Genomic DNA, 12663 nt, shown 5'->3' with positions numbered 1-12663 from the left:
GCTGAAGTATAGAAAAAATACAGGAGACAGACACCATGCAACTCTTCAACAGACGCATAAAAACGCGCCACATTATTCTGGCGGTCATGTGTTTGATGTATTTCATTTCGTACATCGATCGGGTCAACATTGCCGTCGCCGCTCCGCTGATCCGCCATGAAATGGGGCTGACGTCGGGTCAGCTCGGACTGGTGTTTTCCGCCTTCGCCTATCCGTACGCGATCATGCAAGTCGTGGGCGGTTGGCTCGCGGACAAGTACGGACCTAAACGTGTGCTGATCGGTTTGTCCCTCGTATGGGGGCTGGCAACGCTTGCGACCGGCTTTGCGGGCAGCGTGTCGATGCTGGTGGCGGTACGCTTCATACTCGGCATCGGCGAAGGCGGTGCCTTCCCCACGGCGACTCGCGCATTCACTTACTGGATGCCGGTTGCCGAGCGCGGTTTCGCGCAGGGGATCACCCATAGCTTTGCGCGGCTCGGCGGAGCGGTTACGCCACCGTTGGTGTTGGCGGTGGTGGCCACCGGGGGCTGGCGCGATGCGTTCATCCTGCTCGGCGCGGCAAGCCTTGCTTGGACAGTGCTTTTCCTGTGCGTGTTCACGAACTCCCCGGAGCAGAATCGGCACATCACGCCGGAGGAAACCGCTGAAATCGGTTATTGCGAAGGCGACTGCGATCGCGCAAAGCATGCGGTGACGCCGTGGCGTAAACTGATACACCGGATGTGGTTGGTGACTGTTGTCGACTTTTGCTACGGCTGGCTGCTGTGGGTGTACTTGACCTGGCTGCCGTCCTATCTGAAAGAGTCGCGAGGGTTCGATCTGAAGCAACTTGCGCTGTTCACCGCCCTCCCGCTGATGGCAGGCGTGATCGGCGACACGCTCGGCGGTGTCGTGTCGGACAAACTATTCAAGGTGACCGGGCGGTTGCGCTTCGCGCGTTGCGCGGTACTGGTGGTCGGTCTCGGAGGGTCACTCGCGTTTTTGCTGCCGATGATTTCCGCGACGAATCCGCTCACGGCGGTATGGTTCTTGTCGGCCTCGTTCTTCTTCCTCGAGATCACGAACCCGGTACTCTGGACGCTGCCGCTGGACATCGCGGGCAAATACGCCGGAACGGCGGGCGGGATGATGAATACGGGCTTTGGCGTAGCCGGGATGGTGTCGCCGGTGGTATTCGGCTTTTTGATCGAGAAGACCGGCAGTTATAACGTGCCGTTCACGATCTCGGCGGCCCTTCTGGCCGTTGGCATGGTAGCGGCCTTGTTCATCGATACGGGCAAGACAGTCGAAGCCGACGAACGAAGGGAAGCAGAAGCACTGGCGGGGAGCGGCGGCAGCGTGCAAAACGATCCGGCGTCGGTGCCGGCATTTGCCAGCACCGGGTCTCCACCGGTGCGTCTGGAACGCCACCACCTGCGTCGGCCATTGCGGTGGCGCAAGTAGGGTTCGGTGCGGCGTTCACCGCGGCGGGGCACTCCCGGTTTTAGTCCGGGTTTTAGTCCGGGTTTTAGTCATTACGCATTTTCGCCTGCGAGACATTGCTGCCCGCCGGCACGCTTTGCGTCAACCACACATTACCGCCTATGGTGGAGCCTTCGCCAACGGTGATGCGTCCGAGCAAGGTCGCTCCCGCATAAATGACAACATCGTCCTCGATGATCGGATGGCGTGCCGTGCCTTTGATCAGCGCGCCATTGTCATCAGCGGGGAAACGTTTGGCGCCCAGCGTCACGGCCTGGTACAGACGCACACGCTGGCCAATCACCGCGGTTTCGCCGATGACGACACCCGTGCCATGATCGATGAAGAAGCTCCCACCAATTTCAGCGCCTGGATGGATATCGATGCCGGTCAATGAATGCGCGATTTCAGTGATCAAGCGCGCCAGCAGTGGCATGCCGAGCAGATGCAGCGCATGCGCCAGCCGGTAATAAATCACCGCGGTCATGCCGGGGTAGCACAGCAAGATTTCCGAGGTGCTGCTGGCGGCCGGATCGCCCTGGTAGGCGGCCAGCAAGTCGCTGACGAGCAAGGCGCGGATCGCCGGCAGTTGTGCTGCAAACGCCCCCGTGATTTCCAAGGCCTTTTGGTGCAAATGCGCATCGCGCACCTCGTCCTGGGTATAGACGAACAGCAGCGCGCGGCGCACTTGTTCGACCAGCACGTTAAGCGTGTTGTGCAGCGTGTTGCCAACGAAGAAGTCGATGCCTTCGTCAGTCAAATCGGATTGACCGTAGTGCGTGGGGAATAGCACCGCCGACAACCCATCGAGAACCCGAGCGAGCGACTCGCGCGATGGCAGCTCGCGGATTCTGCCCAGGTGGCGAACGTTGTGCGTGACTTCTCGCGAGTCGCGCAGCCCCTCGACAATATGCGCCAGGTTCCAGTACGGGTTATTGACATTGGGGCAATCGGGCAATTCGGCCCGGCCACCGTTCCGGTGGTTTGCGGCGTCGTTCGTCCCAGTAGGTAACTGGCTCACCTGATTCGCGCTTTCGAGCGGCGTCAACGGTTCCATCTTCATGCTTCATTCTCCGGCGTGGGATGGCCTGGTTTCGATGCGTGCATCGACCGGGCCGGCGGCGTAAACATCATCACGGATGCAAATTGCGAGTCGCGACCGCACGACTGTCTATGGCATGCCAGGTGAGCGCTGGCGATGCGGCTGCGGGCGACGACCCGTGCAATCCATTTGCAGATGGTACCTGCTTCTTGAAAATCCCATGCGACCGCTCATTTTTGTCCATGCAGGCAGCGTGGGAATGACGGTTGGAATGACGATTAGACTCGCGGTCGAGCCGCAATTCAGCGGCGGCCGAAGTTAAGCCAAATAAGAAATGAGCGGCGGATGGGGAACGGGTGCGCGGCAGGTGAATGACTCTGAGCGCTGGGTGAGTGGCGGGTAAGCACGGCCACACACGGCACTAAGGTGAGTCGATACAGGGACCAAGTATCCGGCAGTCCACGCGAAAGGAGCTGTCTTTATTAACGCGCGGGGACTGCCGGGTCGGACACGTTATGGGCGGTCCGATCGCCGAATCAAGGGGCGTTCTCGCCAGCCTTGCGGTATAAGCCGATGATCGCCGAAAAATCCATGCCGCCGCCGCCGTGTTGACTGAACGATTGATAAAGTTGCTGCGCCAACGCGCCCAACAAGACCGGCTGCTTGACCTGGCGCGCGGCTTCGGTCGCCAGCCCCAAGTCCTTGAGCATCAGATCCGCACCGAAACCGCCCGTGTATCCGCGTGACGCCGGAGCCGTTTCAATCACCCCTGGGAAGGGGTTATAGGTGTCGGAACTCCAGCAACGCCCGGTGGAGGTGTTGATGATGCCGGCCAACACCTTGCTATCGATGCCCAGTGAGGCGCCCAACGACATCGCTTCGGCGACCCCTATCATCGAGATACCCAGCAGCATGTTGTTGCAGATCTTGGCGATTTGGCCGGTACCGCAGTCGCCACAGTGGACGATGTTCTTGCCCATGCCCAGGAGTACCGGCTTGATCTGATCGAACACCGCCTGCGTGCCGCCGACCATGAAGGTCAGCGTGCCCGCTTGCGCCCCCCCGGTACCGCCCGAGACCGGGGCATCGGCCAGCAAATTGCCCTGCTTGCCAGCCGTTGCCGCGATTTGCTTGACCGTTTCCGGGTCGATCGTGCTCGAATCGATCAGCGGCACGCCGGGCGCCACATGCGCCAGTACGCCGTCGTCGCCCAAATAAACCGCTCGTACGTGCGCGGCCGCAGGCAGCATGGTGATGATCAATTCGCTGCCAGCAGCGAGCGATTTGAGCGAATCGGTGCGCGCGGCGCCTGCCTTCACCGCGGCATCGACCGCCGCTTCGTTGAGGTCGAATACCGTGAGCGCATGCCCCGCTTTCAACAGGTTTTGCACCATCGGGCCACCCATATTGCCCAAGCCTACAAATCCGATCTTCATGGAAATTCCTTGGTTAAGCGTTGCTGTGATCGTGTGCGTGATCCAGAGCGTGCCGTCTATTTCATGCTGATAGTAGTGTTGACGCCATCGTTGACGGTAGCGTCGTCGAACCAGCGTGCGGTGACAGTTTTGGTCTGGGTGTAGAACTGCACCACTTGCTTGCCGTAGGGACCCAGATCACCCAGCTTGGAACCGCGCGAACCGGTAAAGCTGAAGAACGGCACGGGCACCGGAATCGGAATGTTGATGCCGACTTGGCCCACGTCGATTTCGTTCTGGAATTTACGCGCCGCGGCACCGCTCTGCGTAAATACGCCGGTGCCGTTGCCGAACGGGTTTGCGTTGACAAGCTCAATGGCTTCGTCCAGCGTGTCCACTTCCATGACCAGCAATACCGGCCCGAAAATTTCGGTGGTGTAGATTTTCATGCCGGTCTTCACGCCGGTGAACAAAGTCGGGCCGATGAAATTGCCCGATTCATAACCGGGCACGCTGCAGTTGCGACCATCCAGCAGCAGGTTGGCGCCTTCGCGTTCGCCATCGGCGATCAGTCCGAGCACGCGTTCCTTGGCCCGCTTGGACACTAGCGGTCCGATGTCCGTACCGTTCTCGTGACCGGCATTGACCTTGAGCCCACGCGCTTGTTCGGCGAGTTCACCGATCCACTCTTTCGACGAGCCGACCATCACGACCACCGATGTCGCCATGCAGCGTTGACCGGCTGCGCCAAAGCCCGCGCCAACCAGCGCATTCAACGTTTGCTGCTTGTGGGCATCGGGCAGTACCACCGCGTGATTCTTCGCGCCCATCATCGATTGCACGCGTTTGCCGTGCTGACCAGCCAAGTTGTACACGTGGGTGCCGACTTCGGTCGAGCCGACGAATGAAATCGCCTTGATATCCTTGTGTGTGCAGATGGCATCGACAACGTCCTTACCCCCTTGCACTACGTTCAACACACCCGGCGGCACGCCTGCTTCCAGGGCCAGCTTGACCAGTTCGATGGTCGACAGCGGGTCCTGTTCGGACGGTTTGAGCACGAAGGTGTTACCGCACACGATCGCCATCGGGAACATCCATAGCGGAATCATCGCGGGGAAATTGAACGGCGTGATGCCGGCGCATACGCCTATCGGCTGGCGCAGCGTGTAGGTGTCGACGGTGCCCGCGACATTCTCGCCATATTCACCGAGCTGCAGCGTGCCGATCGAGCAAGCGTGTTCAACCACTTCGAGGCCGCGGAAAATATCGCCCTCGGCATCGGGCAGCGTTTTGCCCTGTTCGGCGGTCAGCACCGCGGCGATACGTTTGGAATGCTCGCGAATCAGCGCCTGGAATTTGAGCATGATGCGCGCACGTGCGCCGGTCGGCGTGTGGCGCCAAGTCTTGAACGCTTCCTTGGCTGCGGCGACCGCGGCATCGACTTCGGCTGCGGTGGCGAACGGAACCCGAGCCAATACTTCCTGCGTAGCGGGGTTGACGATGTCGCGCCATTCGGTCGCTTTCGACTCGACCCATTCGCCATTGATCAGCAGTTTGACAGTAGGCGCTGCGACGCTGGTGGATTGCAGTGAGGCATTCATGATGTGAACTCCGTTTGGGTATAAGGCGCAACGTCAGTGCGCGTGTTATCGGGGGTTAAGGGGCGGCGTTGGATTTACCGCAGCTCGGGAAAATCTTCTTCCCAGAATTCCAGTGCACCGCGCTGGGTCAGGTCGGTGCGGCCTTCCTCGCGTCTGCGCAATTCGACGCGGCGAATCTTGCCCGAGATGGTTTTCGGCAATTCCGCAAATTCGAGGCGGCGTATCCGTTTGTAAGGCGCGAGGTGATCGCGGCAGTATTCAAACACCGCGCGCGCCGTAGCCCGATCGGCGGTGAAGCCCGTGCGAATCGAGACAAAGGCTTTGGGCACGGACAGGCGCAATGGGTCGGGGCTGGGCACAACGGCCGCTTCGGCGATCGCCTCATGCTCGATCAGCACGCTTTCCAGCTCGAACGGGCTGAGACGGTAATCGGATGCTTTGAACACATCGTCGGATCGTCCGATGTACGTGTAGTAGCCATCGGCGCCGCGCTCGGCCAGATCCGACGTATGGTAAAAACCGGCACGCGTCGCCCGCGCGGTTTCGGTCTGATTGCCCGCGTAGCCCGTCATCAGGCCAAGTGGAGGGTCCGCCATTTCAAGCGCGATTTCGCCTTCTTCGGCCGGTTCGTCGTCGGGGTCGAGCAAGGTGATGTGATAGCCGGGCAGCGGCCGCCCCATCGATCCTGGCTTGACGATCTGGCCCGGCGAATTGCCGATCTGGCAGGTGGTTTCGGTTTGACCGTAGCCGTCGCGTATGGTGATGCCCCAGCCGTGACGAACCCGCTCGATCACTTCCGGGTTAAGCGGTTCGCCCGCCCCCACCAGTTCACGCAGATGAGTGGGGTGCGCAGCCAGATTCTCCTGGACCAGCATGCGCCACACGGTAGGGGGTGCGCATAGCGTGGTGACGCGACACCGCCCGATGGTGTCGAGCACGGCTGGCGCGTTAAAGCGCGTGTAGTTGTAGATAAACACCGTCGCCTGTGCATTCCACGGCGCGTAGAAGCAGCTCCAGGCGTGTTTGGCCCAGCCCGGCGAGCTGATATTCCAATGCACATCGCCCGGTTTGAGCCCGATCCAGTACATGGTCGACAAGTGCCCGACCGGATAGCTCTGGTGGCTGTGAGCCACCAGTTTCGGTTTGGAGGTCGTGCCCGAGGTGAAGTACAAGAGCATCGGGTCGGTGGCGTCAGTAGGCGCATCGGCGGTGAAGTGCGGCGATGCTTGATAGGCGTCGTCGAGATTTTCCCAGCCGGGTCGTGCGCCGCCCACTGCGATGCGTTTAAGCGCCAAGTCTATGCCGTTGAATTTGTCGAGTTCGGAGGCTGCGGCAACCACGTAGTCGACTTCGCCAAGCACGATGCGGTCCCGCAGGTCGCTGTTCGCGAGTAAGGTGGTCGCCGGAATGACCACCGCGCCAAGTTTCATTGCCGCCAACATGACGTCCCACAGCGCGACTTGATTGGGCAGCATCAATAGGATGCGCTGCTTGCGTTTGACACCCAGGCCACGCAGATAGTTGGCCACGCGGTTGGAGCGCTCGGCCATTTGCGCGTACGAGAAGCGGGCGTCGCTGCCATCTTCTTCGACGATCCAGAGCGCTGTTTGGGGGTTGTTGACGGCGATTACGTCGAAGTAATCGAGCGCCCAGTTGAATGCTCCGAGCTTGGGCCAGCGAAAATCCCGGTAAGCCGTGTCGTAGTCTTCACGATGCTTGATGAGAAAATCGCGAGCTTCGAAAAAAGCCTGTGCTGCATCCATCTATGTCTCCTGATCGGCTTGACCCGTCGCGACTGGCGCGCGATTTCGGGGGCTGTGCTGTGGCAACCGCGGGTAACGTATGTGTTGCCCGTGTATCTGCTGCCGGTGGCTTATGTCGTTCGTGTCCTTTGCCCAATTGGCGCTATCTAGTGTAACGAGTGCGGGGTTGGGGTAACCACGGTCATTACCCTACCTTAGAGGGTTCCGCGCGCGGATTGTGCCCATGCTTGCTTACAGGTCGCGGGCAATCACCATGCGTTGGATTTCGCTGGTGCCCTCGTAAATTTGGGTAATGCGCGCGTCGCGGTAATGGCGTTCGACCGGATAATCTTCCAGATAGCCGTAACCGCCGTGGATCTGTAGCGCTTTCGAGCACACCCATTCCGCGGTTTCGGACGCAAATAATTTAGCCTGCGAAGCTTCCGATAGACACGGCCGCCCTTCGGTGCGCAGTTGCGCAGCGTGCAGTGTCAACAAACGCGCTGCATTCAGGCGGGTATGCATGTCGGCCAGCATTTGGCTGATGGCTTGGTGCTCGGTCAGCGCTTTACCGAACTGGACGCGGTCATGGGCATAGCGCTGTGCGGCTTCGAGCGCTGCCCGCGCGATGCCCACCGCCTGGGCAGCGATGCCCACGCGGCCACCTTCGAGGTTCGACAGGGCAATGCGCAATCCTTCGCCGCGCGTGCCCAGCAGATTGGCCTCGGGAATTGCGCAATCGACCAGGGAAATGGCGCAAGTATCCGACGCGCGTATGCCCATTTTGTGCTCGGGTTGATCGACGTTGAACCCCGGCGTTTCAGTCGGCACGATGAAGGCGGACAGCCCGCGCTTGCCCATGTCGGGGTCGGTCACCGCGAAGACGATCGCCAGGCCCGCGCGTCGCCCGTTGGTGACGAATTGCTTGTTGCCGTTCAGTACCCATCGCCCGTCTTGAAGGACCGCGCGCGTCTTCAAATTGTTGGCTTCCGAGCCCGCTTGCGGCTCGGTGAGGCAGAACGCGCCGATAATCTCGCCACTGGCGAGCCGACCGAGATACGCGGTCTTTTGCGCTTCAGTGCCGTATTTGAGGATAGGCATGCAACCGACGGAGTTGTGCACTGCCATGAGCGTTGAGCAACTGGCGCAGCCGGCCGCGATTTCTTCGATCGCCAGAGCATAGGCGGTGTAATCGGTATAGTTGCCGCCCCACGCTTCCGGCACCATCATGCCAAGCAGGCCCAGTGCGCCCATCTCGCGCACGACTTCGGGGGGCAACTGACGGTCCCGGTCCCATTTACCGGCGTTGGGCGCCAAGCGTTCGCTGGCGAAACTGCGCGCCGCGTCGCGAATCATGGTTTGCTCTTCGGTGTAAAAATCAGACATGAGTTCGATCCTGGTGAATTCAAGCGGGAGCGATTTGAGCGCCAGCAATGGGCCGATGCATGTCGGCGGGCGCGGAACATCGTTGAAAACGATTTCAGATGTCGCTAATCCGAAAAGTATAGGTGCCCGGCGGCCCCCTTTCTATCGCCCAGTCGCTCAAAATATTTGGAATAAATTACCATGTTCGCCTACCATCGGGGCTAACCTAACTCGGTGCGGATTCAATGGAAAAAGGCACAATTGCGATGTGTTTCGTCGAGCAGGCGATACAGCCGGTGCAAGCGCGCGGAATCGATACCATCCCGATTTTACGGACGGCGGGCATCGCCCCCCACTTGCTCACACTGCCACAGGCGCGGGTGTCGGCGTCCAGTTACAGCACCCTGTGGCGGCTAGTCGCGCGCGTGCTCGATGATGAATTTTTTGGGCAGGATTCGCATCCTATGCGGGTCGGCAGTTTCGCCATGCTGTGCCATAGCGTTATGGGTTGTCATACGCTTGAGCACGCCCTGCGCCGCACCTGTCGTTTTTTTTCGCTGGTGCTCGATGATCTCGCTGTGACGCTCGAGCCCGGCTCCGGCGCCGGGGCGCATCCGCTTGCGATGCTGCGCCTGGGTCCGTGCCGGCCAGATGCCGCGGTACGCGTGTTCGGCCACGAAACCATGTTGATTCTGTTGCACGGGCTAATGTGCTGGCTGGTCGGGCGCCGAGTACCGATCGTGCAGGCGTGCTTTGCCTACGCCGAGCCGCTGTATAGCGCAGAGTACAAGATGATGTATTCGGAGCGCATGAAGTTCGATATGCCGACGACGCAAATCGAATTCGAAAGCCGGTATTTAAGCTTGCCGGTGATCCAAACGCCGGAAACGCTTGAAGCGTTTCTGAGCAGCGCACCCGAGAATATCGTCCTCAAGTATAAGAACGAGCGCAGCTTGACCGCGCGGGTGCGCCGGCAGTTGCGTATTTTGCTGCCGGCCGACTGGCCGAGATTCGAGGAGATTGCCGATACCTTGCATCTAACCGCCTCGACTTTACGTCGGCGCTTGGCTGACGAAGGGCAGTCTTACCAGTTGCTGCTGGACGAGCTTAGACGCGATTTGGCCATTGGGGCTTTGATTCATTCGACGAAAACCGTGAGCGCTATCGCTGGCGAACTGGGTTTTGCCGATCCTGGGTCGTTTCATCGCGCTTTCAAAAAGTGGACGGGGACGCCGCCGGCGGGATATCGGAAAACGCGCGCGGTGCGGGGGACTGGGGTGGGAGTGGGAGTGGGAGTGGGAGTGGGAGTGGGAGTGGGAGTGGGAGTGGGAGCTGGAGCTGGAGCTGGAGCTGGAGCTGGAGCTGGAGCTGGAGCTGGAGCTGGAGCTGGAGCTGGAGCCATCAAGCGTACGAGAAGGTGATTGGAAGCTGCGGAGGAGAATTTGCACCGTGATTTTATATGGTGGGGCTAAACGGGTACCCCACCTTCGTCGAGAATGGCGCGGTGATAATTTACGACCGCGAACACCTAGCTGCAGCCACCATTTGGGACCGTTATTTGCCTCAATAATCGCTGACTCCAAAACAGCGGACCACCTCGGCGCGCACGTCTTTTCGGGCAGGCCGACAACCGTCTTCTGGCGATTTGAGCGAATATCACGCAAACATAGGCGACGTAACTGCATTTTTGCTCGGACTTTGAAGGACGAATCGCCTAGCAGGCTAGATTTCTTAAAGGTGAAGATCCCTGTTTCACCTCACCTTTCAGGTCGGGCTCACCGCCGTCTGTCGAGGCCGTTCATTGCAACTTATCTCTCAAGCCGATCGCAAGAGCAGGGGTTTTGTTGAATTAAGTCCCTGTATCGGCTCACCGTTACAATCGGATAGCGCGCAACTCGTATAAAATGACCCTATGCATAATTCAAAGCTTGCCAACCTTTCGTGATTGAAACCCTGCAGCCCCCCCGCCTTGAGTCTGCTCTTGCGCTTGCGGAAGAGTATTGCCGCAATCGCGGCGAGCGGCTTACGCCCATTCGACGAAAAGTGCTGGAATTATTGCTGACCGCAGGTCGTGCCACCAAAGCGTACACGCTGCTCGATGAGATGAAAAAGACCCATCCCGGGTCCGCGCCCCCGACCATTTACAGGGCTCTCGACTTTTTGCTGGCAGCTCGTCTAGTGCACCGAATTGAATCGATTAACGCGTTTACGGCGTGTCACGATTTGACGCACTGCGAGCATGGCATTTTGGTCGTGTGCCAGGAGTGCGGCACGGTAACGGAGTTGCATGACCCTCCATTGCAACATGCCCTTGTCGCAAAGATTCAGATGGCGGGCTATCAGCTGGCGGGTGAGGGTTTTGAGTTGAAAGGGATATGCCCGGACTGCCAACAAAACCGCCCGGCTATCTCCGATGCCGCTCATCACGGCCACGTTCACAACCACTAAGCGTACGGCGTGGCAGACGTGCACGTCTGCCACGGCCAATCGGAAACCACCCGGTTGATTTGGCTCGTAGAATTAATGAAGGCTCAGTCCTCGCAATCTCGGCTCGCTACTTCCAATTTCCCACCCCCTGGCTGCAAACAGGTTCAGCGCTCGCTGACGTTGGAGCATTGACGCCGGAAATTCGGTGTCATATAGTATTCTGAATTCATTTTTAATTGGCGAGAACTCCATGACCCTGCCGCTTGGTATTCATGTGGCCTAAAAGTCGACGCTATTATCGCGGTAGCGATCTCGCACGCATGACGACGATAGAAGACTTACGTCACGCTGCGCACCGCCGGTTACCGGCGTTCATCACCGAATATCTCGAAGGCGGCGCTGAAGGGGAAATTACGCTCCAGCGCAACCGCGACGCTTTTGCGCGTCGGACGCTCGTCCCACGAATGCTTGTTGGGGTCGATGCTTTGGATTTGTCGACCACGCTGTTCGGCGAGCGGCTGCCAATTCCACTGATCGTTGGACCTACCGGTTTGAACGGCTTCTTAATCGATCAGGGCGATATCCATCTGGCGTCTGCTGCATCCCGCGCGGGCCTGCCATTCGTACAAAGCATGGTTTCGATGGCTTCGATCAAAGCCGTGGCCACTCACCTCGAAACGCCCCATTGGATGCAAATGTATGTGCTGCGCAACCGGGATTTCGCGCTACATCTGATCGCTCACGCGCTAGAAGCGGGTTGCTCAGCACTCATGCTAACGGTCGACGGCCCGGTGTATGGCAATCGCGAATGGGATAAACGCAACTATGCGCGACCGGCAGTGCTCGATTGGCCAAATCGGTTCGATCTGCTGCGTCATCCAGGGTGGCTGACGAACATCTGGCAGAGGGGTCACAGTCCTCGTTTCGTCAATGTCGAGTCGTTCATCGGCGCCGGCATGTCCGTCGCACAGACGGCCGACTGGATGCGCAGCGAGATGGATGCTTCGCTCACGTGGAGCGATGTGGCTTGGCTACGCCAGCGCTGGCCTAGGAAATTGATCATCAAAGGCATCCTCTCGTTGACCGATATACAGCGCTCGATTGATTCAGGTGCCGATGGTGTGGTGCTATCCAATCACGGCGGCCGCCAATTGGATCTCGTGGGCTCACCGCTAGACCTCTTGCCGGCGGCCGCGGCCCTGATTCGTGGCCGTATCGCATTGCTGATGGACGGGGGCATTCGTCGCGGCAGCGATATCGCCCAGGCCGTAGCGTTGGGCGCCGACGCGGTACTTATCGGGCGCGCTACACTGTATGGCTTGGCTGCGGCAGGCCAAGCCGGGGCGTCTCGAGCGCTGACCATTCTTGCCGAAGAGTTTGCCCGCACCGCGGCATTGCTCGGGTGCACGTCGCTTGCAGATCTGAATTCGTCGGTCTTCGAAGAGGCTATTTGCGTCGCACCGGACGACGCACGAGTCGTTTCCGCTTAAAGAAGCCATACATCACCTGCGCGATCGCGTTTCTCGGCTGATTTGGGCGTGTAAGCAGTGGCACGGGGGAGGCGAAACGCAAAAACCCCACCTGAGTAGGTGGGGTTTTTGTTTG

9 protein-coding genes are annotated in these 12663 nt (G+C 59.5%); 4 read left to right on the top strand and 5 right to left on the bottom strand.

All coding sequences use genetic code 11. The annotated features are described in order from the left end of the window. Window positions 1-35: 35 nt before the first annotated feature. Window positions 36-1445, top strand: coding sequence for an MFS transporter (locus GSQ77_RS00490; RefSeq protein ID WP_158897944.1), 1410 nt, complete (start codon window positions 36-38; stop codon window positions 1443-1445). 64 nt (window positions 1446-1509) lie between these two features. On the opposite strand, the gene epsC is transcribed toward GSQ77_RS00490, so the two are convergent. The 5 genes from epsC to GSQ77_RS00465 all read right to left on the bottom strand — a co-directional run bounded on the left by epsC (window position 1510) and on the right by GSQ77_RS00465 (window position 8652). Beyond that, a complete protein-coding gene (gene epsC, locus GSQ77_RS00485) occupies window positions 1510-2526 on the bottom strand; it encodes a serine O-acetyltransferase EpsC (protein ID WP_254067391.1) in 1017 nt (338 codons plus the stop codon). Window positions 2527-3041: 515 nt separating this feature from the next. Then, window positions 3042-3941 carry a 3-hydroxyisobutyrate dehydrogenase gene (gene mmsB / locus GSQ77_RS00480; RefSeq protein WP_158897942.1) on the bottom strand — a complete coding sequence of 300 codons (900 nt, stop codon included), beginning with the start codon at window positions 3939-3941 and terminating at the stop codon, window positions 3042-3044. 56 nt (window positions 3942-3997) lie between these two features. Beyond that, window positions 3998-5524 carry a CoA-acylating methylmalonate-semialdehyde dehydrogenase gene (locus GSQ77_RS00475; protein ID WP_158897940.1) on the bottom strand — a complete coding sequence of 509 codons (1527 nt, stop codon included), beginning with the start codon at window positions 5522-5524 and terminating at the stop codon, window positions 3998-4000. A 74-nt stretch (window positions 5525-5598) separates the two neighbouring features. Further along, window positions 5599-7287 (bottom strand): AMP-binding protein, encoded by a 1689-nt coding sequence (locus tag GSQ77_RS00470; RefSeq protein WP_158897938.1) that lies wholly within the window; start codon window positions 7285-7287, stop codon window positions 5599-5601. Window positions 7288-7518: 231 nt separating this feature from the next. Further along, complete coding sequence (locus GSQ77_RS00465) at window positions 7519-8652, bottom strand: acyl-CoA dehydrogenase family protein (protein WP_158897936.1); 1134 nt, start codon at window positions 8650-8652, stop codon at window positions 7519-7521. 224 nt (window positions 8653-8876) lie between these two features. Between GSQ77_RS00465 and GSQ77_RS00460 the strand changes: the two genes are divergently transcribed. The 3 genes from GSQ77_RS00460 (at window position 8877) to GSQ77_RS00450 (ending at window position 12548) form a co-directional block, all read left to right on the top strand. Continuing rightward, window positions 8877-10052 carry an AraC family transcriptional regulator gene (locus GSQ77_RS00460; RefSeq protein WP_158897934.1) on the top strand — a complete coding sequence of 392 codons (1176 nt, stop codon included), beginning with the start codon at window positions 8877-8879 and terminating at the stop codon, window positions 10050-10052. Window positions 10053-10572: 520 nt separating this feature from the next. Beyond that, complete coding sequence (locus tag GSQ77_RS00455) at window positions 10573-11079, top strand: Fur family transcriptional regulator (protein WP_158897932.1); 507 nt, start codon at window positions 10573-10575, stop codon at window positions 11077-11079. 299 nt (window positions 11080-11378) lie between these two features. Further along, the gene (locus tag GSQ77_RS00450) at window positions 11379-12548 is read left to right on the top strand and encodes an alpha-hydroxy acid oxidase (RefSeq protein ID WP_158897930.1); all 1170 of its coding nucleotides are present in this window, start codon (window positions 11379-11381) and stop codon (window positions 12546-12548) included. Window positions 12549-12663: the final 115 nt, after the last annotated feature.

The organism is Burkholderia sp. L27(2015) (genome assembly GCF_009765705.1).
GTDB lineage: Bacteria > Pseudomonadota > Gammaproteobacteria > Burkholderiales > Burkholderiaceae > LMUX01.
This window is presented reverse-complemented; position numbering and strand designations above follow the sequence as displayed.

Excerpts from the sequence above, each read along its gene's own strand:
- GSQ77_RS00490 (WP_158897944.1), top strand. The coding sequence starts at position 36 with ATGCAACTCTTCAACAGACGCATAAAAACGCGCCACATTATTCTGGCG.
- epsC (WP_254067391.1), bottom strand. The coding sequence starts at position 2,526 with ATGAAGATGGAACCGTTGACGCCGCTCGAAAGCGCGAATCAGGTGAGC.
- mmsB (WP_158897942.1), bottom strand. The coding sequence starts at position 3,941 with ATGAAGATCGGATTTGTAGGCTTGGGCAATATGGGTGGCCCGATGGTG.
- GSQ77_RS00475 (WP_158897940.1), bottom strand. The coding sequence starts at position 5,524 with ATGAATGCCTCACTGCAATCCACCAGCGTCGCAGCGCCTACTGTCAAA.
- GSQ77_RS00470 (WP_158897938.1), bottom strand. The coding sequence starts at position 7,287 with ATGGATGCAGCACAGGCTTTTTTCGAAGCTCGCGATTTTCTCATCAAG.
- GSQ77_RS00465 (WP_158897936.1), bottom strand. The coding sequence starts at position 8,652 with ATGTCTGATTTTTACACCGAAGAGCAAACCATGATTCGCGACGCGGCG.
- GSQ77_RS00460 (WP_158897934.1), top strand. The coding sequence starts at position 8,877 with ATGGAAAAAGGCACAATTGCGATGTGTTTCGTCGAGCAGGCGATACAG.
- GSQ77_RS00450 (WP_158897930.1), top strand. The coding sequence starts at position 11,379 with ATGACGACGATAGAAGACTTACGTCACGCTGCGCACCGCCGGTTACCG.